The sequence below is a fragment of the Methylobacterium sp. GC_Met_3 genome (assembly GCF_026540775.1).
Lineage (GTDB): Bacteria > Pseudomonadota > Alphaproteobacteria > Rhizobiales > Beijerinckiaceae > Methylobacterium.
This window is the reverse complement of sequence record NZ_JALNUL010000001.1, coordinates 39,852-63,256: the sequence shown is the minus strand read 5'-3', so window position 1 is coordinate 63,256 and position 23,405 is coordinate 39,852. Positions and strand designations below refer to the sequence as shown.

Genomic DNA, 23,405 nt, shown 5'->3' with positions numbered 1-23,405 from the left:
TCGGGACGGCGCCGCCACGGCGTCGGGTCGGCGGGCCATCGCCGTGCGGCGCCCGCGACCTCCTGCCCGGGGTGCGTGGCCAGGAACTTGGCCGTGCGGCGCCTGCGTTCCCTGATCGAATGGGACCCCAGAGCCCGCACCGCAACACAGGTTTCACCATGACCACGGACGTACGCGAGATCTACGTCACGGCCCTCAAGAACACCCATGCCGTCGAGATGCAGGCGCTGCAGATCATGGAGCGGCAGGTCGAGCGCCTGGAGCGCTATCCGGAGATGGAGCAGGCCCTGCGTCGCCACATCGCCGAAACGCACGGCCAGCGCGACCGCCTGGAGGAGGCGCTCCAGAGCCTGGGCGACAGCCCCTCGGCCCTCAAGGAAGGGTTTTTGGGCTTCGTCGGCAACATGATGGCTTTGGGTCACGCCCCGGCCCAGGACGAGATCCTGAAGAACACCTACGCCAACCATGCCTTCGAGAATTTCGAGATCGCGGCCTACGAGTCGCTGCTCGTCATCGCCGATGCCGCCGGCCAGCAGGGGCACCGGACGGCGTTCCAGCAGTCGCTCAAGGAAGAGCAGGGCATGGCGGAGGCGGTGCGGAAGTTGATCGGGCCGACCACCGAGCGCTACCTCCAGCTGACCACGTCCGGCCAGAAGGCCGACCGGTAGGGTTCGCCGCGTCGAAGCGGACGCCAGCTCGGCGTACAAGAGCGCGTCGACGCAAGGATTCAGGGCCGCGCCCGGTCGCAACACGATCGGGCGCGGCCTTGTGCATGATGGAGCCGCATCCAGCTGGAGGGCACACCGCGTGCCTTCGGTGCGACGTGGCAGCGCGTTCCGCACGGCATCGACTTCGCCGCCGCGCCGGCCCCCATTCTGCCGCAGGAACTCCCCCCGCGCTGCCTGATTGCGCGGTCATGGGACCTGGAAACGCACGACCGACTGACCGCCACGCTCAGGAAGCCGGGTCTTCCGCCAAACCGTTGGGAGACGGGTGCGTCCATCTCTGCGTGGACATGCAGCGCATGTTCGCCGAATCCACCGACTGGCAGACCCCATGGATGCCGCGGGTCCTGCCGCATGTATGCCGTCTCGCCGCGGCGCATCCGGAGCGGACCATCTTCACCCGCTTCATTCCCGCCGCCCGGCCGGGCGAGGGGCGCGGCACTTGGGCGACCTACTCGCAGCGCTGGGCCGACATGACCCGCCAGCGCCTCGACCCGGACCTGATCGATCTGGTCCCGGATCTCGCCCGGCTCGTCCCGCCCGCCGAGGTCATCGACAAGGCCGTCTACTCGCCCTGGCTGGACACGGATCTCGATGAGCGCCTGTGCGCCCGGGGGGCCGACACCCTGATCATCACCGGGGCCGAAACGGATGTCTGCGTTCTGTCCGCAGTGCTCGGCGGCGTCGATCTCGGCTACCGCATCGTGCTGGCCACCGACGCCCTGTGCAGTTCCTGCGACGAGGCGCACGACGCGCTGCTGCTGATGTACCGCGTGCGCTACGGCCATCAGGTCGAGACGCTGACCACCGCAGAGATCCTCGACCGCTGGCGGTGAGCGGCGCGGGCCGCGCACGGCTCCGAACCAGTTACGGCCGAGCTCAAACGAGGTCAGCGCCGGTCGGTTCCGTCGACCTCCAACCTCCGAATACGCGAGACCTCCGAAACCGGGCACGAAAAACAGTCGCACCGCGCGAACCTGTGGCTGGTGTGACCGTTATGTCTCCAAACACCGTATCGGAGGACAGGTTATGGCCAAGCACGAGATCCTCGGCTACTTCGAGCACCGCCGCGACGGCGCCTGGATCTGCACCCGGCCCTTCACCCTGACGACGCGGGATGCCAGCATCGATATCCGCCAGGGCATGCGGTTCGATTACGGCAAGCGGATCGGCGGCGTCGATCTCGCCGAGTACCTCGAGCGCCTGGGCTCGCAGTTCGGTTCGTAAGCGCGAACTGCCTTCAAACGCGTCGGACACACGTGGCGCCGGACGAGGTCCGGCGCCTTTTCGCGTTCAGGCGCCGCCCCACTGCATCGTCAGCCCGCCATCGACCACCAGGGTGTGGCCCGTCACGTAGGCGGAGGCATCCGAGGCGAGATAGAGGATCGCCCGGGCGATCTCCTCCGGCTGGCCGGCCCGGTGGAACGGGATCCGCTCCAGGGACTGGTCGAGTTTCTCCGGATTATCGAACCGGTCGGCGGTCATCGGGGTCTCGATCAGGCCCGGAGCGACGCTGTTGACGTTGATCCGGTCCTCGGCGAGCTCCCGCGACAGGGAGCGGCACAGGGAGCCGAGCCCGGCCTTCGACATGCCGTAGGGCGCGCTCTCGGGCGTCGGCAGGTGCTGGGCCACGGACGAGACGAACACGATCTTGCCGTTGCCCCCTTGCGCCTTGCGCATCTTGATGAACGGGCGGGCGCAGAACAGCGGGCCCATCAGGTTCACCCGCAGGATCCGCTCCAGCAGCGCGTCGTCCATCTCGGCCACCGGCACGCCGCTCATGGCCTGGCCGGCATTCGCCACCAGGACGTCGAGGGTACCGAACTCGCTGCCGATCCGGTCGAAGGCCGCGTTCACCGCCGCCGGATCGCCGACATCGAGCTGCAGCACCAAGGCCCGCCGCCCGGCGGCCTCGACCCGGGCGGCGGTCTCGCGGATGCCGGCCTCGTCGGTGTGGTAGGTGATCGCCACGTCGGCCCCCTCCCGGGCGAACAGCTCGGCGGTCGCCTGCCCGATGCCGGAATCGGCTCCGGTGATCAGGGCACGGGTGTCGGTCAACGTCATCGCTCATCCCTCGCAGGTGCCGCGGTCGCGGCCGGATGCGGGGGCAATGGGTGCCGCCGGACCCGGTTCCGCGCGGCGCGCACCGGCCGCAGGGGAACCTCCGCCGGGCCGGCGTCTTTGACGCTCCGCGCCCGCATGCCCTAGTGAGGACGCATGTCCCTGGCTGACACGATTCCCTGCCCGGCGGAGGAGAGCGCACCCGATACGCGCAGCCGCATCCTCGCGACGGCGGACGCGTATTTCCGCGAGATCGGCTACCAGAAGACGACGGTGGCCGACATTGCCCGTACGCTCAAGATGAGCCCGGCCAACGTCTACCGCTTCTTCGACTCGAAGAAGGCGATCAACGAGGCGGTGCTGGAGCGCCTGATCGGCGAGGTCGAGGCGCTGATCTCGGAGATCGCCGACCGGCCGGGCCTCGACCCGACCGCCCGGTTCGTGGCGGCGATCGAGACCCTGCACCGCGACTGCACCCGGCGCTGCGAGGCGTTTCCCCGGCTGCACGAGATGATCGAGGCGGCGATGGCGGAGAGCTGGGATGTCTGCCGCCACCACGTCGCCCGGATCACCGCCGGGATCGAGCGCATCATCGTCGAAGGCGTGGCCCGCGGCATCTTCGAGGCCGCCGATCCCGCCGAGGCGGCGGCCTGCGTCCACGCCGCGATCGCCCGCTACACGCATCCGGTGCTGGTCGGGAAGTCGCCGCTCCAGCCGGCACCGTCGGTGGAGGCCATGACGGCGTTCCTGCTGCGGAGCCTGGCGCCGGCGCGGCGCTGACGCTCGGCCTTTCGCTCCACCCGAGGACTACCGGAACGGATCGCGTCCTACTCGGACGCCGCCGCGGCCTCCGGCGCCGGCTCGGAGACGCTGGGCTGCGGGCCGTCATAGCCCTCGATCACCAAAATCTCGGCCTCGACGCCGCCGCGCTGCTTGGCCTTGGCGGCCTGGTAGAGATCGGAGTTCCAGCAGGCGAGGGCGTCGGCGTAGCTCGGGAACTCGATCACCACGTTGCGGGAGCGGGCCGGTCCCATCACCGCCTCGTGGGCGCCGCCGCGCACGAGGAAGCGCCCGCCGAACTTGGCGAAGGCCGCGCCGTTGGCCGCCACGTAGTCCTTGTAGGCCTCCGCGTCTCGGACATCGATCCGCGCGATCCAGTAGCCCTTCGTCATGCTGCGTCTCCTGCCCTGCCGAGCCCATTGGATCTTGCCGAGCGAAGTGGCTCCGGGCCGCACGAAAGCAATCCCCGTCCTGATCAGGCCATCTCCGCCACGATCGCCTGCGCCACCGCGCGGGGATCGGCGGCGCCGGTGATCGGGCGCCCGACCACGACATGGTCGATCCCGGCCTTCCGGGCTTCGCCGGGGGTCATCACCCGCTTCTGGTCGCCGGCCTCCGCGCCCGCCGGGCGAATCCCCGGGGTGACGATCAGCCGGTCCGGCCCGACGATCCGCCGGACCGCGCCGGCTTCCGCCGCCGAGCAGACGAGGCCGTCGATGCCGATCTCGGCGGCCTGGGCGGCGCGTTGGGCCACCAGCTCCGCCACCGGCAGGCCGTAGCCGGCCTCGGCGGCGTCGGCATCGTCGTAGGAGGTCAACACCGTCACGGCGAGGATCTTCAGCCCCGCCCCCCGGCCACGAACCGCCGCCCGCATGGTCTGCGGGTAGGCGTGCACGGTGAGGAAGGTGGCGCCCGAGCTGGAAGCCGAGCGCACTCCCGCCTCGACGGTGTTGCCGATGTCGTGGAGCTTCAGGTCGAGGAAGATCTTGAGGCCCCGCGCCGCCAGACGCTCGGCGAGCGCGAGGCCGCCCGCGTAACCGAGCTGATAGCCGATCTTGTAGAAGGTCGCGGCATCGCCGATCCGGTCGATCAGCGCCTCGGCCTCGGGCACGCCCGGCAGGTCGAGGGCCACGATCAGGCGGTCGCGGGGGTCGGCGGTCTCGGGCATCGGGTGTCCTTCCGGGTCGCGGCACGGATCACGGCCGGGCGAGGCCTGTCAATGCGACGGGGCTCCGACGGCGCCGTCCCTGACCCCGCGCTCACGCTGCCCGAGAGATCTGGGATGCACATCTCGTCGCGGCTTGGACGAGACCTCGACAGACCCTCACCCCGCCAGCACCCGCGCCACCTCCGCCTTCAGCACCGGCAGCAGCTCCGCCTCGAACCAGGGCTCGCGCTTGAGCCAACCGTTGTTGCGCCAGGACGGGTGGGGCAGGGGGAGCACCCGCGGGCGCCGGGGCTCGGCCAGGATCTCCCGCCAGCGCCGCACCGTGCCGGTGAGCCCATCCTCCAGCTTACCCAGGTGCCATCCTTGCGCGTACTGGCCGATCACCAGGGTCAGTTCGAGGTCCGGCAGCCCGGAGAACAGCTCCGCCCGCCAGCGCTCGGCGCATTCCCGGCGGGGCGGCCGGTCGCCACCCTTGGCGTCCAGCCCGGGGAAGCACGCGCCCATCGGCACGATGGCGACCCGGGCGGCATCGTAGAACCGCGCCTCGTCGAGGCCGAGCCAGGACCGCAGCCGGACGCCCGAGGGATCCATGAACGGCATCCCGGTCCGGTGGGCGCGGGTGCCGGGGGCTTGGCTGGCGATGCAGAGGCGCGCCCCGGTGCTGCCCTGGACGATCGGCCGGGGCTCCTGGGGCAGGGGCGGGCCGTAGAGCGGGCTGTCCCGGCAGAGGCGGCAGGCGCGCAGGCGCGCGGCGGTGTCGTCGAAGGCGGGCATGACCCGGACATGGCGCATCGGCGCACAAAAAAGAAACGGCGCGGTGTCGCGCCGCGCCGTTGTCAGTCGGTCTCTTGTCTTGGGGGAAGACCCATCCGTCCTACGCCGATGCGCGGCGGCGGGCCGTGCGATTTCTCACGCGCCCTTCACGCCGGAGAGGTCGAGCGGCAGGGAGCGCAGGCGCCGGCCGGTGGCGGCGAAGACCGCATTGGCGATCGACGGACCGAGAACGGGCACCCCCGGCTCGCCGATCCCGGTCGGCGCCACCTGGCTCGGCACGATGTGGACCTCGACCTTCGGCATCTCGCTCATCCGGGTCGGCTCGTAGGCGTCGAAATTGTGCTCCTGCACTTGGCCGTCCTTGAGGGTGATGCGGTTGCGCAGCACCGCCGACAGGGCGAAGCCGACCGCGCCCTCGACCTGGGCGCGGATCACGTCCGGGTTGACCGGAACGCCGACATCCACCGCGGCCACGATCCGGTTGACCCGGATCGCCGCGTCCTGCGCGGTCACGTCCGCCACCATGGCGACGTAGGAGCCGAAGGATTCGTGGACCGCCACCCCGAGGCCGCGGCCCGGCTCCCGCGGCTTGGCGCTCCAGCCGGCCTTCTCGGCGGCGAGCTTCAGCACGCCGGACAGGCGCGGCGCCTGGGCCAGGAGGGAGAGCCGGTAGGCCACCGGATCGACATTGGCGGCATGGGCCAGTTCGTCGATCATCACCTCCATCACGTGGGCCGTGTGGGTGTGGCCGACCGAGCGCCACCACAGGACCGGCACGCCCTCGCGGCCGTTATGGACGCCGAACCGGTAGGCCGGCAGCGCGTAGGGCGTGTCGGAGGCGCCCTCCACGGTGGTCGAGTCGATGCCGTTCTTGACGATCATCGCCTCGAAGGGCGAGCCGATCATGATCGACTTGCCGACCATGACGTGGTCCCAGCCGACCACCGCGCCCTTGGCGTCGATGCCGGCCCGGACCTTGTGCAGCACGGTCGGGCGGTAATAGCCGCCGGCCATGTCGTCCTCGCGGGTCCAGACGAGGTGGATCGGGGCCTTCTCGCCCGATGCCTTGAAGACGGCGGCCGCCTCCGCGAGGTAGTCGGCCGTCGGCGTCGCCCGGCGCCCGAACGAGCCGCCGGCCCAGTTGCTGTGCAGCCGCACTCGGTCGGCCGTCACGCCGAGGATCGCCGCCATGGTGGCCTGCTCGACGGTCTGGAACTGGAAGCCGGCGTAGACGTCGTAGCCGCCGTCGGCCGCCTTCTCGATCGTGGCGTTTAGGGGCTCCATCGCGGCGTGCGCGAGGTACGGGAAGGTGAACTCGGCCTCGACGACCTTGGCCGCGCTCTTGAGCGCCGCCTGCGGATCGCCGCGCTCGGACGCCGTGAGGCCGGGCCCTTTGGCCCGCTCCCGGTACTCGGCGAGGATCGCGTCGGACGAGCGGGTCTCGGCGGTGCTGTCGTCCCAGGCGACGGTCAGCGCCTCGCGGCCCTTCATGGCCGACCACGTGTCGCGGGCGATCACCGCCACGCCGGTCGGCACCTGCACCACGTCGAGCACGCCCGGGACCTTGCGAGCAGCGGCGGCGTCGAAGCTCTTCACGGTGGCGCCGAAGCGCGGCGCCCGGGCCACCACGGCGGTGACCTGATTGGGGCGGCGGATATCCAAAGAATAGACCGCCGTGCCGTCGGTCTTGGCGACGGAATCGAGGCGCGGGATCGTCTGGCCGATCAGCCGCCACTCGCTCGGGTCCTTGAGCCGCGGCTCGGACGGCACCGGCAGCGAGGCGGCCGAGGCTGCGAGCTCCCCGAACCGGGCCTGACGGCCGGACGGGTCGTGGCGCACGACGTTGTCGGCGACCGTGATCTCGGAGACCGGCACCTTCCAGCGGAAGGCGGCCTCGGCCATCAGCATCTCGCGGGCGGCGGCGCCGGCCTTGCGCAGCTGGAACCAGGAATTGGCCACCGCGGTGGAGCCGCCGGTGCCCTGGATCGGGCCCATCAGGCTGTTGTTGTAGAGCGTCGCGTCAGCAGGCGCGAACTCGGTGCGGACCTTCGCCCAGTCGGCGCCCAGCTCGTCGGCCAGGATCGTGGCGAGCCCGGTCGTGTTCCCCTGGCCCATGTCGAGGTGCTTGATCACCACCGTCACGGTGTCGTCCGCGCCGATGCGCACGAAGGCGTTGGGCTGCGCCTTCACGTCGGCGAGGTTCGGTCCGGCGGCCGCGCGGGCAGCTTTCGGGTCGAGCCGGAACGCCACCACGAGGGCACCGGCGCCGGCCAGCAGGCCGCGGCGGCTGGGACGGGCGGGGAGGGGGCTCGGTCGACGGGCATTCAGCATGGCGAGGCTCCGGTCAGGACCGCGGAGGGAAGGTGGTGCCGGGGCGGATCAGGCGAGGCTGCGCGCGGCTTCGTGAATCGCCGCGCGGATGCGCTGATAGGTGCCGCAGCGGCAGATGTTGCCGTCCATGGCGCCGTCGATGTCGGAGTCGCTCGGCTTGGCGTTGCCTGCGAGCAGGCCGATGGCCGACATGATCTGGCCGGACTGGCAGTAGCCGCACTGGACCACGTCGAGCTTGCGCCACGCGGCCTGGACCGCGTCTGCGACCCGGCCGTTGACGCCCTCGATGGTGGTCACCTGCGCGGTGCCGACATCGCCGAGCTTGGTCTGGCAGGCGCGGACCGGCTGGCCGTCGAGATGGACCGTGCAGGCGCCGCATTGCGCGATGCCGCAGCCGTATTTGGTGCCGGTGGCATCGAGCCGGTCGCGCAGGACCCAGAGCAGCGGCATATCGGGATCGGCGTCGATCTCGTGCGCGACGCCGTTGACGGTGAGCTTCGGCATGATCGGCGCCCTCTGATCGTCACGTGAGCCCGGGCGCCCCGGATGGCGGCGCACCGCGTGATTGGCCGGACCGTCGAGTCCTCAACCGTAACGAGCGCCGCCGCCGGCGGGATGTGCGCGATCGCACACGGAGCCCGGAGATCGGTCAGCCTCGCCACAGCCTGGGATGCTTAAGATCCGAGCGATACCGGCAGCGGCTTCTTAACATATCCGCCGCATCCTTGAGGAGCGAATCCCGGCCGACACCGCCACCTCCGAGTTTCAAGACGCGTATGCCCAATCTCACTGTCGAGATGGTCCAGCGCGGTCGCGGCCCCTCGACGGAGGAGGCCGCCCGCCGCCTCGGAGTCGCCCGCGAGATCCGCTCGGCGCGCGAGAAGCTGACCTCGCTGACCGGCCTGGAACGGGCCTTCGACTACGAGCTGCTGCGCCACTACGCGCAGTACCGGGCCGGGGCCGGCATCCCGCTGGCGGGCTTCGCGGCGGTGCTCGCCGCGGCGGCGACGTTCTGGATCGCGGCGCCGGTGGCCATGGGCTGGGCGTTCGGCGTTGTCCTGATGATCCTGCTCAACACGACGCTGAGCCGGCGCTTCCTGCACGCCGATCCCGAGACGATCCCCCTGCGGTACTGGCGCCGCCGCTTCCTGATCGGCGAGGTGCTGCAGAGCCTGTCGTGGGCGGCGATGATCGGGCTCGGCGCCACGGACGGCTGGACTTTCGCGCTGCTCGGCCTCGTCATCGCCTCGGCGGTCACCACCATGCTGGCCGCGACGGTGCCGTTCGCGGCCGTCGCCGCCCTGGTGCCGCTGGCGCTGGCCACCGCGTCGCTGGCCAGCTTCTCCCGTTCGGCGGACGGGCTCCTGCTCGTGACGATGGCGGGCGGCGCGCAGCTGTTCTTCCTCGGCCTGTCCCGTCGCCTCTACGCCGCCACGATGGGCGCCCTGCGCTCGCGCGCCGAGAAGGATGCGGTGTTCGGCGAGTTGGAGCAGGCCAAGGCCAATTCCGACGAGGCCCGCCGCCGGGCCGAGGAGGCGAACCTCGCCAAGTCCCGGTTCCTGGCCACGATGAGCCACGAGCTGCGCACGCCGCTCAACGCCATCCTGGGCTTCTCGGAGGTGATGAAGAACGAGGTGTTCGGCACCCACACCGCACCGTCCTACCGGGAATACTCCAACGACATCCACGACAGCGGGATGCACCTGCTCAACCTGATCAACGAGATCCTCGATCTCTCGCGGATCGAGGCCGGGCGCTACGAGCTGAACGAGGAGCCGGTGCAGCTCGCCCACGTGGTCGAGGAGTGCCGCCACATGATGGGCCTGCGCGCCAAGGCCAAGAACCAGACCTTCCACGACCTCGTGGACGGCACCCTGCCGCGGCTCTGGGCGGACGAGCGCGCCTTGCGCCAGATCGTGCTGAACCTCCTGTCGAACGCCGTGAAGTTCACGCCGCCCGGCGGCGAGATCTGGCTGAAGGTCGGCTGGACCGCCTCGGGTGGACAATACGTCTCGGTCAAGGACAGCGGCCCCGGCATTCCCGAGGACGAACTCGGCACCGTCCTGTCCTCGTTCGGGCGCGGCTCGCTGGCGATCAAGACCGCCGAGCAGGGCTCGGGGCTCGGCCTGCCGATCGTAAAGGGGCTGGTGGAGCTGCATGGCGGCCAGTTTCAGCTCAGCTCGAAGCCCCGCGAGGGCACCGAGGTGGTGGTGACCCTGCCGGTCTCCCGGGTGATGGACACGCTGGCGCCGGTCGAGATCGACGCCGAGCCCGCGCCACCGGCCCGGGGTGCCCTCAACCGGGCGGCTTAGCCAAGTCCACCCAGGACACGCACCCGGGCCCATTCGGTCTCGGTTACCGGCTGCACCGACAGGCGGGAATTGTTCACCAGCACCATGTCGGCGAGCGCCGGATCGGCCTTGATGGCGTCGAGCGTCACCGGGCGCGGCAGCGCCTCCAGGGCACGCACGTCGACCATGCCGAAGCGGCCGGTCTCGTCGGTATGGTCCGGGTAATAAGGCCGGATCACCTCCACGATGCCGACCACCGCCTTGCCCTCGTTCGAGTGGTAGAAGAAGCCCTGCTCGCCGACCTGCATGGCCATCAGGTGCTTTTTGGCGAGGTGGTTGCGCACCCCGTTCCAGAACGTGCCCACCGCGCCGGCCGCGACCTGCTGATCCCACGACCAGGTCGCGGGCTCGGATTTGAACAGCCAGTACGCCATCGCCGCATCCCCACCGGCCGCCCGGTTCGGCGGCGCACCCGTCTTGGAGCCTCTCACACAACGCCCGCCGCGCCGTCGCCTGCGGCGGCAGGGCTCCCGGTGATCGGACGTTGTGTGAGAGGCTCTTAGATCTGGGCCCGATCGCATGGCAATCGCGCGCGGCTCTAAGCCCTTGTTGTGGCGCGCGCTCCCGCGTCGGACCGGAGTCCACGTCGGCGGAGCGCGCGCGAGCGGCCCCCGATCGCGCTGCCACGCTCCCCTCCGGCATCCTGTGCGTGCCGCGCGTCCGCGGCGCGCGCAGGATGCCGGCTCGGTCAGGGAGCAGACTATGCCGACCCATGCTTCGCGCAACGCGGAGCAGACCGTGGCTGTTGTTCAAATATTAAACTCTAATCATTAGTAATTCTATCTACAAAGCCATGTAACTACCGCTGATTGTTCACATGCTGACCGTGATCGGCTGCTTCGTCGGGGAACACAACCTGTGGCTGGTGGCCCTTGCGGCCCTGGTCTGCGCGCTGGCGAGCGCGACGGCGATCGGGCTGCTCGCCCATGCCGGGCGGGCCGGCGGGCGCGGCCGCTACACATGGCTCGCGGTCGCGGCGGCGGCGGGGGGCTCGGGGATCTGGGCCACGCATTTCCTGGCCATGCTGGCCTACGCCCCCGGACTGCCCTCGGGCTACGGGATCGGCCTCACGATCCTGTCCTACGCCGACGCCGTCGCGATCACCGGGCTCGGCTTCGCCCTGGCGACCATGGGGGGCCGGGCGCGGGCGGCGATCGGCGGCGCCGTCGTGGGCGGCGGCATCGCGGCGATGCACTACACCGGCATGGCCGCCTATCAGGTGCCGGGGCATCTGATCTGGAACCCGGCGGTGGTCGCCGTCTCGGTGGCGGTCGGCGCCGTGCTGGGCGCCCTGGCGCTGGTGGCGGGCCTGTCGGCGGTCACCGTCCGGGGCCGGGGCCTCAGCGCCGGGCTGCTGATCCTGGCGATCTGCGGCCATCACTTCACCGGGATGGCCGCGGTGACCATCCTGCCCGATCCAACGGTGGCGATCCCCGCGAGCGCGATCCGGACCGAGTGGCTCGCCGCTGCCGTCGCCCTGGCGAGCTCGCTGATCCTGCTGCTGGCCGGGGCCGCCCTCCTCCTCGACCTGCGGGAGCGGCGGCGCGCCGAATCCGAGCGCGAGCGCCTGCGCAGCCTCGCCAACGCGGCCGTCGAGGGCCTCGTGGTGTGCCGCGACGGCCAGATCGTCAGTGCCAACGAGGCCTTCGCCCGGCTCGCCGGCACGCCGGCCGCTTCCCTGGTGGGTGCCCGCCTGTCCACCTACCTGCCCAGCCTTGCGGCGACGGCCGGCACGGCCGGAGAGCCCGTCGAGGCCGAACTCGTGCCGGCGGGTGGCGGGACCGTCCCGGTGGAGGTGATCATGCGGCCGATGGCGGAGTATGGCCGCCAGCCGCACTATGCCGTGGCGGTGCGCGACCTGCGCGCCCGCCGCCGCGCCGAGAGCCAGATCCACTACCTCGCCCATCACGACGCCCTCACGGGGCTCGCCAACCGGACGAGCTTCCACGCCCGGCTGGAGCGGGAGCTGCGCGCAGCGGACGACCAGGGCACCCGGCTCGCCGTCCTGTGCCTCGACCTCGACCGGTTCAAGGAGGTCAACGACCTGTTCGGCCACGCCGCCGGCGACGCGATGCTGCGCGACCTCGCGCTGCGCGTCGGGGGCCTGCTCGATCCCACGCAGCTGATGGCCCGGCTCGGCGGCGACGAGTTCGCGATCCTGACGCCCCTGGGACACGGCTCCGCCGAGGGATCGGCCGAGCGGCTGGCCGAACGGATCCTGGCGATGCTCGCGGCGGTGCCGGCGGCCTCCGGCCCGGTGATCGCCACCAGCATCGGGCTGGCGGTCTATCCCGACGACGCGCAGGACCAGCGCGCGCTCCTGAGCCACGCCGACGCCGCCCTGTACCGGGCCAAGGCCGAGGGGCGCGGCACCTGCCGCCGCTTCGACGCCAGCATGGGCGCCCAGATCCGCGACCGGCGCATGCTCGAGCACGACCTGCGCCACGCAGTGTCCCGGGGCGAGCTGCACCTCGTCTACCAGCCGCAGACGCGGATCGAGACCGGCGCGGTGATGGGCTTCGAGGCGCTGCTGCGCTGGCACCATCCGGAGCGCGGCCCGATCTCCCCGGCCGAGTTCGTGCCGATCGCCGAGGAGACCGGGGCGATCCTCGAGATCGGCGCCTTCGTGCTGCGCGAGGCCTGCCGGACGGCGGCCCTCTGGCCGCAGCCCCTGGCGATCGCCGTCAACGTCTCGGCGGTGCAGCTCCACAACCCGCACTTCGTCCAGTTCGTCCACGGGGCCCTGTTCGAGAGCGACCTGAAGGCGGAGCGCCTCGAGATCGAGATCACCGAGACCGCGCTGATCCGCGATCCGGCGCGGGCGCTGCTCACCCTGCGCCAGCTCAAGGCGCTCGGCGTGCGGATCGCCATGGACGATTTCGGCACCGGCTACTCCTCCCTGTCGAACCTGCGCTCCTTCCCGTTCGACCGGATCAAGATCGATCGCTCGTTCATCAAGGCGGTGAACAGCAACCCGCAGGGCGCCGCGATCGTGCGTTCCGTGCTGGGCCTGGGGCGCGGCCTCGGCCTCGCCGTGGTGGCGGAGGGCGTGGAGACCGACGACGAACTGTCCTTCCTGGCCGCGGAGCACTGCACCATCGCGCAGGGCTACCTGCTCGGCCGGCCCGGGCCGATCGCGCATTTCGCCGAATACACCCACGGCAACGCGCAGGATCCGGTCGCCGCCGTGGCGTGAGCGGCCCGATCCCGTCCTGGTTTCGAAAGGGCGAGCCCTGTCGCGGGTCCAGGGCAGAGCCCTGAGTTCCGTCAGGGCCTTGCCCGGACAACCCACCAAAGGGCGACAGCCCTTTGGAAACCCGGACTTGACGGTCACGCCGGCCTGAGCCGGCCGAAAACGAGCACGCTCAGGCCCGCGACCAGCCAGGCGCAGAGCCCCCCGTAGAGCATCACCCCGGCAAAGCCCGACGCGAGCGCCTGCCGGGCCAGGGCCGGGCCAATCCCGTCGGCGGGAAGGGTGCCGGCCGCCACGGCCTCGGCCAGCGCGTCGAGCGAACCGGCCGCCTCCGCGGGCAAAACCCGGCCGAGGGCCACCCGGACGCCCTGGAGCAGCAGGAAGCCCATCAGCGCGATGTTGACCGCCAGCGTGATCATGCGCGCGCTCATGTCCATGCCGGAGGCCATGCCGGCGTGTTCCGCAGACACCGCACCGGTGGCGGTGTTGGTGACCGGCGTGTTGGTGAGGCCGAGGCCAGCCAGGACGCAGCCGGGTAGCAACGTCTGCCAGCCCGCCTCGGCTCCGGTGGCGGCCAGCCGCATGAGCAGGAACCCCGCCCCGATGGTGAACAGGCCGAGGGAGATGACCACGCCCGGGCCGTGGCGCAGCAGCAGCCGCTCCGCCACGGGCGGCACCGCCAGGGTCGGCAGCGTGTAGGCGAGGAGCACGAAGCCCGCCGCGACACTGTCGTAGCCCAGGACCGCCTGGACGTAGATCGGCAGGTAGATCACGAACGGCCAGAAGCTGGCATTCATCGCCGCCGACCCGAGCAGGGCGCCGGAGAAGCGCCGGTTGCGGAAGGCCGCGAAGTCGAACATCGGCCGCGCTGCGCGCAACTCGATGATGACGAAGGCGATCGCGCTTGCGGCGCCGGCCAGCGCCAGGAAGCTCACCGGGTCCTCGACCCACAGTTTCTCCCCCCGAGTGATCAGATAGACGAGGCTGAACACGGCAAGCGACAGGGTCGCGATCCCCGGCAGGTCGATGCGCAGCGCCTGAGGATCGGTGGATTCGGCGACGCCCGCGCGGCCCAGGGCGAGGGTGACGAGCGCCAGCCCGACATGGACCAGGAACACCCATTCCCAAGCCAGCACCGCCACGGTGACGCCGCCGATCAGCGGCCCGAAGCCGAGGCCGAATCCGAACACGATCCCCCACCAGCCGAACGCCACCCCGCGCTCGGCGCCGTCCCGGAACTGGTGGGACAGCACGGCGGTCTGGCAGGCCAGCATCGCGGCGCCGCTCGCCCCCTGGAGGAACCGGGCCGCGATCAGGACCGGGGCACTCGGCGCCAGCCCGCAGAGCAGCGAGGCCGCCCCGAAGGCCGCGACGCCGACGAGGAACACCCGGCGACGGCCGAAGCGGTCGGCCAGGGTTCCCATGGCCATCAGGCAGGTGGTCATGGCCACCGTGTAGGCGTTCATGATCCACTGCAGCTGCCGGAAATCGGCGCCCAGGACCCGCTCCAGGGTCGGCAGGATCGATGGGATGCTGGAAATCTCCAGCTCCAGCATCAGGGCCGACAGGCAGATCGCCGCGAGCGCCAGCGTATTGCGATGTCGATCCCGCACCAAAGACCGGCCTATTCCCGGATCGATGGCGGAAATAGGCGCGTTCGATTGCAGATGATGGTCGCCGACCATGGAAAAAACCTTCGGAGAGCGAACGATGCGGCCGAAGGTGACGCCCCCTTGATCACAACACAATCGGATGGATATCGATTTCAGTGATGACACTTTGGGATGGACCACATGGCCATTCTCGACGTCGAGTCCGTGCGCGCCTTCGTGACGGTGGCGGATCACAGGAGCTTCACACGGGCGGCCGAGGCGCCGGGGACGACGCAGGGCGCCGTCAGCGTGAAGCTGAAGCGGCTGGAGGACGGGCTCGGCCAGCGGCTGATCGAGCGGACGCCCCGTCAGGTCCGCCTGTCGGCGCAGGGGGCGGTCTTCCTCGCGGCGGCGCGGGACTTTTTGGCCGCGCATGAGCGGGCTTTGGCGGGGCTGACGACGCCGCCGCGCCGTTTCCGGCTCGGGATCGCGGCCCACGTGATGGGGCCGGAGGTTCCGGCCCTGCTGGCGCGGATGAAAGCCGTCGATCCGGCGCTGACCGTGGAGGTGCAGATCGACAACGCCCGTCCCCTGCTGGACGGCTTCGAGGCGGGCCGGCTCGACGCGGCGATCATCCGCAGCGACGACGACCGGCGCGCGGGCGAGATCCTGTGGCCGGAGCCGTTCGGCTGGTTCGCGGCGCCGGGCTTCGCGCACCGGGCGGGGGAGCCGCTGCGGCTGGCCGCTACCGCGCCCTGCTGCGCCGTCCGCGACGTGGCGGGCCGGCTGCTCGACCGGGCCGGGATCGCCTGGACGGAGGTCGTTTTAGGCGGGACGGCCGCGATCGCCGCGGCTCTGTCGGCGGGGCTGGCGGTGGCGGCCTTCCCGCGCCGGCTCGCGCCGGCCGATGTCGTGGATGTCGGCCCGGCGCTCGGCCTGCCGCCGCTGTCCGCGCTGGCGATCGTGCTGCACGCCGCCCCCTCCGACCCGACGACCCGGGACACGCTGCGGGCGATCACGGCGGCGTTCCGCGGGGCAAGTCACGGGTTTGCGAAGGGGTGAGCCCTTTGGCGGGTCGTCAGGGCAGCACCCTGACGCGGCGTCCCGGGCTTCGGGACGATGCGGTGTGCCTCCGTGTCGAAGCGAACTTGCCGGGGGTGTGAACCTCAATCAGCCCGATCGTTGACACGTCGTTTCGATCCAACGCAGCCGTGCGGACCGCCGTCCGTGCATCCCAGAAGCAGCCGTCCGTCGGTCATCCGATACCTTCGGCTCCAGGTGGGACGCGTAAGTTGGCGTGTTGCCGAAAACCGGACCTGAGCCGTTCTGCGCTTCGGCAGACGCAGAGGCACGTCTATGGGGCACCGGCAGCCGCAACCGTCGTCGGCAGATCCAAGGCCGCCCGCATCGCCCCGTCGACCTGATCCTCGCTCAGCCACTCGGCCACGTAGGCCAAGCCCGCCTCCACGCAGGCCCGGTGGAGGTCCGCATCCTCATGGAGCGTCACGATCGACCGCGCCAGCCCCGCCGGCGTGTCCGCCACCAGCCCGGCGAGCGGTTCGGACAGCGCGATCCCCTCCGCCGCCGCCGACGTGCACACGCACGGCACCCCCGCCGCCAGGCTGTCCAGCACCTTGCCCTTCACCCCGGCCCCGTAGGCCAGCGGCGCCACGGTGAGCCGGACCCTGGCGAACACCGCTGCGAGGTCTGCCACCGGCCCGATCGCCTCCACCCTGGATCGTGCGGCGGCGAGCTCTTTCAGGCTCTCCGGCATGTCGCTGCCGACCAGCAGGCACGGTGCGTCGAAGCCCCGCGCCCGCAGTTCCGGCAGTACCACCTCGATCAGGAAGTGCGCTGCGTCGACGTTCGGCCGGTGCGCGTAGCCGCCGATGAAGGCGATGCCCCGCCGCTCGGCGATCGGCACGCCGGTCGGGCGCAGGGACACCGCCCAGGGCACGACGTGCACGCGCTCGGACGGAACGTGCCGGCGCAGGATCTCCGCCTCGTGGGTCGAGTGGGTGATCACTGCGTCCGCCGTCCGCGCCGCGGTCAGCTCCAGGAGCCGCAGGTGCTCGGCGTAGGCGGCGAGATCCGTCCGACCCTCGATTTCAGCCTGCCGGGCCGTGCGCAGGTGGTGCAGATCGGCGACGCTGTAGACCAGCCGCGCACTCCGCTGCGTGTCGCGCACGAGTTGCATGTACCGGCCGGCGGTATCGACGCGATGTAGGTACACGAGCGCGAAGGCTCCGGCGTGCCGGCGCAGCACCTCCTCGACGGTGGCGTACCAGGGGTGCAGGCAGCAGGTGATTCCCTCCGCCTCCAGAGCCGCACCATCGGCCCAGAGATCGGTCGATACGAACGTCACGGCATAGCCGAGCCGCTGCAGCGAGCGCATGTGCGAGCGGATCGCATTCGAGCCCGCATCGCGACCTGTGGCCGGCATCACGGTGTCGATGACGAGCGCGCGCCGCCGGTTCGGTGCCGTGGCCGGCAGCGCGTGCCGGTCAGCGTGCGCCAACCGCAGGCGCTGCACTTGGTCCATGAGGAAGGTGAGCCGGCGTTCGGCTTCGTCCTGATCGACAGGCTCGACGAGGGCGCGCGCCAGCCGCTCCTGCAGATCCTCGTCAAACAGGGTGATCGGATCGAGAGCCCGGGGCGAGCCCGGCAGCACGGCACCATCGCCCTCCCGGCGGACCGTCACCGTGCAGCGATCGAGTGCCGGCAACGACCCGCCCGGGAACGCGAAGTCGAAGCCGTGCCGGCCGTGCCCGATGCCCTCGCGCACGAGATCGTCCCGGGGCCGATCGGCCAAGCAGCGGCCCACCACCCGGCCATCGACCGAGACGAAGAGGCTGACAGGCGTGTCGGGCGCAGATGTGTCCTGCGCCCAGCCGATCATCTGTTGGCGGGTCAGCCAGTCGACGTGCCCGCGCAACGCCATGAATCAGGCGGCGATGGCGATCGCAGCCTCGACCCGCAGCGCGCCGACGACAGCGCCGTCGGCCGAGCGACGGACCTCGACGGTGTAGGCGGCCTCGGGCGTGAGCGGCCGGGGCAGCGCGAGATCGAAGGCGTGGCAGCCGTTGCCGATGCCGGCGGCCTCCAGATCGGCCCGGTAGACTTCGGCGCAGGCCAGCGCCACCACGGTGCCATCGACCACCACGTCGAGGCAGACCGGCCCGTCCGGATGCGCGAGGTCCTGCGCCCAGCCCGTGACACGCATGCCATCGCACAGGTCGAGGTGGCCCAGCAGTTCGCCGAACACGCGCATGGGCGCGACCGGGAGGCCAGCGCGGATCGCGAGGCGGCGGCGCACCGCCTCCAGGGCGTACCCGCTCGTCACGCGCTCGGCACAGTAAACCGCCGCGACCGGCCACGTCGGCTGGTGCGGATACAGGGTGCGGTAGCTGGCGGCGTTATGAAAGATCGCCCGACCGCCATCGTCGACGAAGCTCTCGGCCGGGGCCCCCTCGGCGAGCAGGACGTCGTGGCTGTCCAGTTCGATGTGCCAGTAGGTGACGCTCTCGACGGTGTCCGCCTTGACGATGGTGGAACCGTTGACGAGGTGCTCGGCCGGGATCAGCACGCCATCGAGGGAGAGCGCGTGGTCGGGGGAGACCCACAGATCACGGGAGGGGATGCCGTCGGCGAGCGCCCCAGCCTTAACGCATACCGGCAGGATTGCGGGGTTAGTGTTCGCGAAGCGGCCGATGTAGCTGCGGGTGCCGATCCAGCGGATGGGGTGGAGCGCGCCGGCGGCGGTCACGACCCGATCGCCGATCGCGAGGTTCTCGACGGCGACCTCGCCGTGATCGGTGAGGATCCGCGTGCCGGTACAATAGCACGGCGCGTTACTGGCCGGCGGGTTAGGCGCCGCAGCCCGGATGATGGTGTTGCCTTGGCCATCCGACGTCGCCGAGAAGTTGGTCGCACGCGGGGCGGACAGCACGAAGTTCTCGCTCACCTGACCGCCGCCGACCCGGGTGCCGGTGACGGTGATCGAGGTGTTGGCACTGTTGTAGCTGACGCTGGAGTTGCTCAGCCCGGTCAGTGCGAGTTCGTTGCCGGAGCCGAAGTTGGCGATCGTGTTGGAGAAGGTGGTGTTGTTAGCCGGCTGAGCGGCGACATCGAGCCCGAGTCGCGCGGTGGCGTTGCCCGACATGCTGGCGAAAGTGATCGGCCCCGTGCCGGCCGAGGTCGCTCCACCGAGCTGTAACGTGCTGGATGTGGCGCTCCCGGCCGCGCCGATCGTCGTGCCGCCCGAGTACTTCTTTTTGGTCGTTGATCCGCGTGTAGCCGATCCGTGAGCCGGCGGCGTTCCCCCGCGTGGCTTGAGCGCTCTCCGCCGACGCGGGCACTGGTTCGGTGCAGAAGAGCGCGTCAAAACAGAAATTTGGAGCCGGCTCGGGATAAGCGATGCCCTCCGGAGCGGAGTTCCAATCGCTGCGGCTCAGAACAGCGATGATGCGGCCCGCCGCATCAAGGGTAAGTTGGTGACGCTCGCTTATTGCATTCGATGCTCGAAAGCTGACCGGCAAAACGCTACTCCAAGCGGCCATTCCAACGATCAGACCGCGTGCGTCTCGAACGTCCGGCAGCCCCCTAATCCATCTCCCCCCGCAGCGGCCGCGCCAGCAGCCCCGCCACCACGTCGTCGACCCCGGCCGAGCCCGCCACGATCGCCGCGACCGCCTGCGCCACCGGCATCTCGACGCCCTGGGCGGCTGCGAGGCCCGCCAAGGCCGCGGCCGTGAAGGCGCCCTCGGCGAGCTTGCCGCCCGCGGCCTCGTCCGGACCCGCCCCGGCGCCGAGCCGCTGCCCAAAGGCGAAGTTGCGCGATTGCGGCGAGGAGGCGGTGAGCACGAGGTCGCCGAGACCCGAGAGGCCCATCAGCGTCTCGGGCCGGCCGCCGAACGTCCGGGCGAAGCGCATCAGCTCGGCGAAGGCCCGGGCGATCAGCGCCGCCCGGGCGCTCTCGCCGAGGCCGCGCCCGGCCACGATCCCGCACGCGATGGCCAGCACGTTCTTGCCGGCCCCGCCGATCTCGACGCCGCGCACGTCGTCGGTGTGGTAGAGCCGCAGGCTTGGTCCCGAGAGCAGCGCCGACAGGGACGCGGCACGGCCGGGATCGGCCGCCGCCAGGGTCACGGCGGTAGGCAGGCCGCGGGCGACATCGGCCGCGAAGCTCGGGCCCGACAGGACCGCGACGGGCGTGTCCGGCGGCAGGACCTGCTCGGCCACGGCGCTCATGAAGCTGTCGCTGCCGCGCTCGATCCCCTTGGCGCAGAGGATGACCGGCCCGGCCGAGGCCAGCGGCGCGCGCAGGGATTCCAGCACGCCGCGCACGGTCTGGGCCGGCACCACCAGCAGGGTCGCTTGGGCGCCGGCGAGTTTTTCGGACTGCGCCGTCGCGCGGATGCGCGGATGGAGCGGGACGCCCGGCAGGTAGCGCGGATTCTCCCGCTCGGCCTGGAGCCTGGTGGCGGCCTCCGGGTCGCGCAGCCAGAGCGTGACGGGATGCCCGGCCGCCGCCGCGGCGTTAGCGAGCGCCGTGCCCCAGGCTCCCCCGCCGACGACGTTGATCGACATGCTCATGCCGGGACCTCCGCGAGTTCGAGCCGATACAGCCGATGGACGCGCGAAGGCCCGTCCGATACCGCCGGATGCGGGAAGGTTCCGGCCGGGACCATGCCGAGGCGCTCCATCACGGCCCGGGAGCGGTCGTTTCCAGCGGCCGTGTAGGCCACGACGGTGCGGATGCCGCAGCGCCCGGCGAGGTCGGCGAGGGTCAGCTGCGCGGCCCGGGTGGCGAGGCCGCGGCCCCAGGCATCCTGCGCAAGACGCCAGCCCAGTTCGATCGTCGCGCCGACCCGCTCGCCCCCCGGGAACGGCATGGCCCGCATGATCCGGAAGGCGCCGACGAAGCCGAGGAACCGGCCGCCCTGCTCGACCACCCAGGGTCCGAAGCCGTCGGCCACGAAGCGCCGGTCGCAGAAGCCCGCCTCGACGGCGCTCTCCGCTTCCGTCCGCGGCCGGGGGAAATAGGCCATCACCGCCGGGTCGGCGTTGACCGCCGCGAAGGGTGCCGTGTCGTCCGGACGCCAGCGGCGCAGGATCAGGTCTCCGTCCCGGAGGGCGTCGGGGACCGCGGCACACGCGATCTTTCCGCGCCATGCCAGGGAGCGGCGGTTCAGGAGGGCGAGATCCGCGTGTCCGGCGAGCACGGCCTCACCCAGCGCGATCGCCATCTCGAGCTGATCGAGCGGCATGTTGGCATAGGCCGGCGGGCGGACATGGTCGCGCCAGGGGCCGCCGCAGGTGTTGTCGAGCAGGATTCGCGCGAAGCAATGGTCGAGGCGCACCGGCCAGTCCGGCCGGGCGGCCTCGGGCAGGCGGCGTTCGACGAGTTCGCGCCAATGCGTGCGTCGCGCCGCCGCGCTCATCCGGCCGCCGCAGCGGCGGCCGGATCGGCCGAAAGCGGCCAGCGCGGCCGAGCCGGGGCGGTGAGGTCGTCCACCAGCCCGAGGCGCAGGCGCTCCAGACCGGCCCAGGCGATCATCGCGCCGTTGTCGCCGCAGAGGTGCAGGGGCGGGGCGACGAAGCTCAAGCCCGCCTCGCCGGCCAGCGCGGCGAGCGCCCGCCGGATCGCGCCGTTGGCCGCCACGCCCCCTGCCGCCACCAGGGCGGTGGGCCGTCCGGCCACGCCCGAGAAGGCGCGCAGGGCGACCCGAGCGCGATCCACCACGACGTCGACCACCGCGGCCTGGAAGCCGGCGCAGAGATCGGCGACGTCGCGCTCGGCGAGGGGGGCGATCTTTTCCGCCTCGATCCGCAGGGCGGTCTTGAGGCCCGAGAGGGAGAAATCGGCCTCGCGCCGGCCGAGCATCGGCCTGGGCAGGGCGAAGCGCTCGGGATCGCCGGCCTCGGCCATGCGCTCGACTTCGGGGCCGCCGGGATAGCCGAGGCCCAGCAGCTTGGCGGCCTTGTCGAAGGCCTCGCCGATGGCGTCGTCGATGGTGGAGCCGAGCCGGACGTAGTCGCCGACGCCGCGCACCGCCAGGAGTTGGGTGTGGCCGCCCGAGACCAGCAGCAGCAGGTACGGGAAGGCGATCCCGTCGGTCAGCCGGGCCGTGAGGGCGTGGGCCTCCAGGTGATTCACGGCGAGCAGCGGCTTGCGGGTCACGAGCGCCAGGGTCTTGGCGGTGACGAGTCCGACCAGCACGCCGCCGATCAGCCCCGGCCCGGCCGCCACCGCGATCCCGTCGAGCTCGGGCAAGCCGATCCCGGCTCTCTCAAGGGCGCGGGCGATCAGCCGGTCGAGCACCTCCACATGGGCGCGGGCGGCGATCTCGGGCACGACGCCGCCATAGGCCGCGTGCTCGGCGATCTGGCTTAGCACCTCGTCGGCGCGGATCTGCCCGACGCCATCCGCGTCGACCGAAACCAATGCGGCGGCGGTCTCGTCGCAGGTGGTCTCGATACCGAGCACCGTCTTCTGCACGCGTGGATCTCCTGGTTCGGGCGGCCTCGAAGCCGCCGGCAGTCTGGGCGCGAAGGCGAGGCCTGGTCTAAGCCATCCTCCCCATCCGCACCCGCGTCCTAGGGTACCGAAGCGCAGCGAAACCCTCTTCCGAGGCGGCTTCGCCGCACCTCAGGATCAGGGTCGTGGCTAGGGGGCCATCGCCGACCCGTACCGATCGAGCTGGCGTATTCCGCCGCCTCAGTCGACCGCCACCATCACGTCGGAGGCCTTGATCACCGCATAGGCGGAACCGCCGGCGACGAGCTTGAGCGAATCGACCGCCGCGTTGGTGATCGAGGCCGTGACCACTTGGCCGGGGCTGATCTCGATCTTCACGTGGGACGTGGTCGCACCCTTTTCGACCGAGACGACCGTGCCCTTGATGACGTTGCGCGCGCTGATCTTCATGAGTCCGGATCCCCTGCCGCACCGGGCGGCTCTGGGCCGGTCTCCTACAGCAAGGTGGGCCCGCGCGCGACCGCCTCAGCGCGCCTCCGGGGACGGATCGCCCTCCGGCTCGTCCCCGGTATCGCCCTCGTCGTCGGCCTCTTGCTCGGCCTCCTCCTCGGGAATCGGCGCGGCGCCCCAGCCGACGAGCGCCGCGTTGAGATCGTCGAGGACGAAGTGCCGGGCGCTGTCCCGGTCATACCCGTCGGCCAGGAGGTCATCGTAATCGGTGAAGACATGACGGGCATAGGTCACGAGGGCGAGCCGCGCCGCGGTCTCGGGCGCGGCCCGGCGCAGGCCCGGACTCGCCAGCGCCCGGGCCAGGACGGAATCGGCCTCGAAGTCCGGCAGGCGCGGGGCGAGCCGCGCCAGCGCCGCCGCCACCGCCTCGCGCCGATTACGGGGGGGCATTGCGTTGCTCACCGGGCCCCCTCCGGCGGTGTGATTTCACGGCTCGGATC

At 71.3% G+C, this 23,405-nt stretch carries 23 protein-coding genes; 8 read left to right on the top strand and 15 right to left on the bottom strand.

What is annotated here, in order from left to right; translation table 11 throughout:
- Positions 1-158: 158 nt before the first annotated feature.
- From OXS27_RS00340 to OXS27_RS00330, 3 genes are all read left to right on the top strand, one after another.
- Positions 159-668: a ferritin-like domain-containing protein gene (locus OXS27_RS00340; protein WP_267353451.1), complete on the top strand. Its 510-nt coding sequence runs from the start codon at positions 159-161 to the stop codon at positions 666-668.
- Positions 669-916: 248 nt separating this feature from the next.
- On the top strand, positions 917-1,561 hold the full coding sequence (locus OXS27_RS00335; protein ID WP_267353449.1) for an isochorismatase family cysteine hydrolase: 645 nt from the start codon (positions 917-919) through the stop codon (positions 1,559-1,561).
- 193 nt (positions 1,562-1,754) lie between these two features.
- Positions 1,755-1,952 (top strand): hypothetical protein, encoded by a 198-nt coding sequence (locus OXS27_RS00330; RefSeq protein ID WP_243916471.1) that lies wholly within the window; start codon positions 1,755-1,757, stop codon positions 1,950-1,952.
- A gap of 66 nt (positions 1,953-2,018) precedes the next feature.
- On the opposite strand, the gene OXS27_RS00325 is transcribed toward OXS27_RS00330, so the two are convergent.
- Positions 2,019-2,789 carry a glucose 1-dehydrogenase gene (locus OXS27_RS00325; RefSeq protein ID WP_267353447.1) on the bottom strand — a complete coding sequence of 257 codons (771 nt, stop codon included), beginning with the start codon at positions 2,787-2,789 and terminating at the stop codon, positions 2,019-2,021.
- Positions 2,790-2,942: 153 nt separating this feature from the next.
- Between OXS27_RS00325 and OXS27_RS00320 the strand changes: the two genes are divergently transcribed.
- On the top strand, positions 2,943-3,566 hold the full coding sequence (locus OXS27_RS00320; protein ID WP_243916473.1) for a TetR/AcrR family transcriptional regulator: 624 nt from the start codon (positions 2,943-2,945) through the stop codon (positions 3,564-3,566).
- 47 nt (positions 3,567-3,613) lie between these two features.
- On the opposite strand, the gene OXS27_RS00315 is transcribed toward OXS27_RS00320, so the two are convergent.
- The 5 genes from OXS27_RS00315 to OXS27_RS00295 form a co-directional block, all read right to left on the bottom strand.
- Complete coding sequence (locus tag OXS27_RS00315) at positions 3,614-3,958, bottom strand: DUF1330 domain-containing protein (RefSeq protein ID WP_267353445.1); 345 nt, start codon at positions 3,956-3,958, stop codon at positions 3,614-3,616.
- An 83-nt stretch (positions 3,959-4,041) separates the two neighbouring features.
- Positions 4,042-4,734, bottom strand: coding sequence for an orotidine-5'-phosphate decarboxylase (gene pyrF, locus OXS27_RS00310; RefSeq protein WP_243916475.1), 693 nt, complete (start codon positions 4,732-4,734; stop codon positions 4,042-4,044).
- A 156-nt stretch (positions 4,735-4,890) separates the two neighbouring features.
- Complete coding sequence (locus OXS27_RS00305; RefSeq protein WP_243916476.1) at positions 4,891-5,508, bottom strand: uracil-DNA glycosylase family protein; 618 nt, start codon at positions 5,506-5,508, stop codon at positions 4,891-4,893.
- Between the two features lie 135 nt (positions 5,509-5,643).
- Positions 5,644-7,839, bottom strand: coding sequence for a xanthine dehydrogenase family protein molybdopterin-binding subunit (locus OXS27_RS00300; RefSeq protein ID WP_267353441.1), 2,196 nt, complete (start codon positions 7,837-7,839; stop codon positions 5,644-5,646).
- Between the two features lie 48 nt (positions 7,840-7,887).
- Entirely contained in the window at positions 7,888-8,343 is a 456-nt protein-coding gene (locus OXS27_RS00295; RefSeq protein ID WP_243916478.1) for a (2Fe-2S)-binding protein, read from the bottom strand.
- 272 nt (positions 8,344-8,615) lie between these two features.
- On the opposite strand from OXS27_RS00295, the gene OXS27_RS00290 reads away from it, so the two are divergent.
- Positions 8,616-10,151 (top strand): HAMP domain-containing sensor histidine kinase, encoded by a 1,536-nt coding sequence (locus OXS27_RS00290; RefSeq protein WP_267353439.1) that lies wholly within the window; start codon positions 8,616-8,618, stop codon positions 10,149-10,151.
- Here the strand turns inward: OXS27_RS00290 and OXS27_RS00285 are convergent.
- Entirely contained in the window at positions 10,148-10,564 is a 417-nt protein-coding gene (locus OXS27_RS00285) for an EVE domain-containing protein (protein ID WP_243916480.1), read from the bottom strand. The genes OXS27_RS00290 and OXS27_RS00285 overlap by 4 nt on opposite strands.
- A gap of 443 nt (positions 10,565-11,007) precedes the next feature.
- Here OXS27_RS00285 and OXS27_RS00280 point away from each other — a divergent pair, with 443 nt between their 5' ends.
- On the top strand, positions 11,008-13,386 hold the full coding sequence (locus OXS27_RS00280; protein ID WP_267353435.1) for an EAL domain-containing protein: 2,379 nt from the start codon (positions 11,008-11,010) through the stop codon (positions 13,384-13,386).
- Positions 13,387-13,520: 134 nt separating this feature from the next.
- Here OXS27_RS00280 and OXS27_RS00275 read toward each other — a convergent pair whose 3' ends face one another.
- Positions 13,521-14,996, bottom strand: coding sequence for an MFS transporter (locus OXS27_RS00275; protein ID WP_267353433.1), 1,476 nt, complete (start codon positions 14,994-14,996; stop codon positions 13,521-13,523).
- A gap of 180 nt (positions 14,997-15,176) precedes the next feature.
- Here OXS27_RS00275 and OXS27_RS00270 point away from each other — a divergent pair, with 180 nt between their 5' ends.
- Complete coding sequence (locus tag OXS27_RS00270; RefSeq protein WP_267353431.1) at positions 15,177-16,037, top strand: LysR family transcriptional regulator; 861 nt, start codon at positions 15,177-15,179, stop codon at positions 16,035-16,037.
- Between the two features lie 292 nt (positions 16,038-16,329).
- Here the strand turns inward: OXS27_RS00270 and OXS27_RS00265 are convergent, their stop codons facing one another.
- Positions 16,330-17,916: a glycosyltransferase gene (locus OXS27_RS00265; RefSeq protein WP_267353429.1), complete on the bottom strand. Its 1,587-nt coding sequence runs from the start codon at positions 17,914-17,916 to the stop codon at positions 16,330-16,332.
- Positions 17,917-17,919: 3 nt separating this feature from the next.
- Positions 17,920-19,137, bottom strand: a complete 1,218-nt coding sequence (locus OXS27_RS00260) for a Hint domain-containing protein (RefSeq protein ID WP_267353427.1) — start codon at positions 19,135-19,137, stop codon at positions 17,920-17,922.
- Between OXS27_RS00260 and OXS27_RS00255 the strand changes: the two genes are divergently transcribed.
- Entirely contained in the window at positions 19,121-19,282 is a 162-nt protein-coding gene (locus OXS27_RS00255) for a hypothetical protein (protein ID WP_267353425.1), read from the top strand. The genes OXS27_RS00260 and OXS27_RS00255 overlap by 17 nt on opposite strands.
- Before the next feature lie 295 nt (positions 19,283-19,577).
- Here OXS27_RS00255 and OXS27_RS00250 read toward each other — a convergent pair whose 3' ends face one another.
- The 5 genes from OXS27_RS00250 to OXS27_RS00230 form a co-directional block, all read right to left on the bottom strand.
- Complete coding sequence (locus tag OXS27_RS00250; protein WP_267353423.1) at positions 19,578-20,570, bottom strand: NAD(P)H-dependent glycerol-3-phosphate dehydrogenase; 993 nt, start codon at positions 20,568-20,570, stop codon at positions 19,578-19,580.
- Positions 20,567-21,418: a GNAT family N-acetyltransferase gene (locus OXS27_RS00245; RefSeq protein WP_267353421.1), complete on the bottom strand. Its 852-nt coding sequence runs from the start codon at positions 21,416-21,418 to the stop codon at positions 20,567-20,569. Before OXS27_RS00245 ends, OXS27_RS00250 begins: the two co-directional genes overlap by 4 nt.
- Complete coding sequence (tsaD, locus tag OXS27_RS00240; RefSeq protein WP_243922236.1) at positions 21,415-22,476, bottom strand: tRNA (adenosine(37)-N6)-threonylcarbamoyltransferase complex transferase subunit TsaD; 1,062 nt, start codon at positions 22,474-22,476, stop codon at positions 21,415-21,417. The genes OXS27_RS00245 and tsaD overlap by 4 nt, the downstream gene beginning before the upstream one ends.
- Positions 22,477-22,695: 219 nt before the next feature.
- Positions 22,696-22,905: a TOBE domain-containing protein gene (locus OXS27_RS00235; RefSeq protein WP_243922238.1), complete on the bottom strand. Its 210-nt coding sequence runs from the start codon at positions 22,903-22,905 to the stop codon at positions 22,696-22,698.
- Positions 22,906-22,980: 75 nt separating this feature from the next.
- On the bottom strand, positions 22,981-23,355 hold the full coding sequence (locus tag OXS27_RS00230) for a DUF2293 domain-containing protein (protein WP_243922240.1): 375 nt from the start codon (positions 23,353-23,355) through the stop codon (positions 22,981-22,983).
- Between the last annotated feature and the right edge of the window lie 50 nt (positions 23,356-23,405).

Excerpts from the sequence above, each read along its gene's own strand:
- OXS27_RS00320 (WP_243916473.1), top strand. The coding sequence starts at position 2,943 with ATGTCCCTGGCTGACACGATTCCCTGCCCGGCGGAGGAGAGCGCACCC.
- OXS27_RS00235 (WP_243922238.1), bottom strand. The coding sequence starts at position 22,905 with ATGAAGATCAGCGCGCGCAACGTCATCAAGGGCACGGTCGTCTCGGTC.
- OXS27_RS00295 (WP_243916478.1), bottom strand. The coding sequence starts at position 8,343 with ATGCCGAAGCTCACCGTCAACGGCGTCGCGCACGAGATCGACGCCGAT.
- OXS27_RS00325 (WP_267353447.1), bottom strand. The coding sequence starts at position 2,789 with ATGACGTTGACCGACACCCGTGCCCTGATCACCGGAGCCGATTCCGGC.
- OXS27_RS00250 (WP_267353423.1), bottom strand. The coding sequence starts at position 20,570 with ATGAGCATGTCGATCAACGTCGTCGGCGGGGGAGCCTGGGGCACGGCG.
- OXS27_RS00280 (WP_267353435.1), top strand. The coding sequence starts at position 11,008 with ATGCTGACCGTGATCGGCTGCTTCGTCGGGGAACACAACCTGTGGCTG.
- OXS27_RS00265 (WP_267353429.1), bottom strand. The coding sequence starts at position 17,916 with ATGGCGTTGCGCGGGCACGTCGACTGGCTGACCCGCCAACAGATGATC.
- OXS27_RS00230 (WP_243922240.1), bottom strand. The coding sequence starts at position 23,355 with ATGCCCCCCCGTAATCGGCGCGAGGCGGTGGCGGCGGCGCTGGCGCGG.
- OXS27_RS00300 (WP_267353441.1), bottom strand. The coding sequence starts at position 7,839 with ATGCTGAATGCCCGTCGACCGAGCCCCCTCCCCGCCCGTCCCAGCCGC.
- OXS27_RS00340 (WP_267353451.1), top strand. The coding sequence starts at position 159 with ATGACCACGGACGTACGCGAGATCTACGTCACGGCCCTCAAGAACACC.
- pyrF (WP_243916475.1), bottom strand. The coding sequence starts at position 4,734 with ATGCCCGAGACCGCCGACCCCCGCGACCGCCTGATCGTGGCCCTCGAC.
- OXS27_RS00285 (WP_243916480.1), bottom strand. The coding sequence starts at position 10,564 with ATGGCGTACTGGCTGTTCAAATCCGAGCCCGCGACCTGGTCGTGGGAT.
- OXS27_RS00245 (WP_267353421.1), bottom strand. The coding sequence starts at position 21,418 with ATGAGCGCGGCGGCGCGACGCACGCATTGGCGCGAACTCGTCGAACGC.
- OXS27_RS00305 (WP_243916476.1), bottom strand. The coding sequence starts at position 5,508 with ATGCCCGCCTTCGACGACACCGCCGCGCGCCTGCGCGCCTGCCGCCTC.
- OXS27_RS00260 (WP_267353427.1), bottom strand. The coding sequence starts at position 19,137 with ATGTCGGGCAACGCCACCGCGCGACTCGGGCTCGATGTCGCCGCTCAG.
- OXS27_RS00330 (WP_243916471.1), top strand. The coding sequence starts at position 1,755 with ATGGCCAAGCACGAGATCCTCGGCTACTTCGAGCACCGCCGCGACGGC.
- OXS27_RS00290 (WP_267353439.1), top strand. The coding sequence starts at position 8,616 with ATGCCCAATCTCACTGTCGAGATGGTCCAGCGCGGTCGCGGCCCCTCG.
- OXS27_RS00335 (WP_267353449.1), top strand. The coding sequence starts at position 917 with ATGGGACCTGGAAACGCACGACCGACTGACCGCCACGCTCAGGAAGCC.
- OXS27_RS00315 (WP_267353445.1), bottom strand. The coding sequence starts at position 3,958 with ATGACGAAGGGCTACTGGATCGCGCGGATCGATGTCCGAGACGCGGAG.
- OXS27_RS00270 (WP_267353431.1), top strand. The coding sequence starts at position 15,177 with ATGGCCATTCTCGACGTCGAGTCCGTGCGCGCCTTCGTGACGGTGGCG.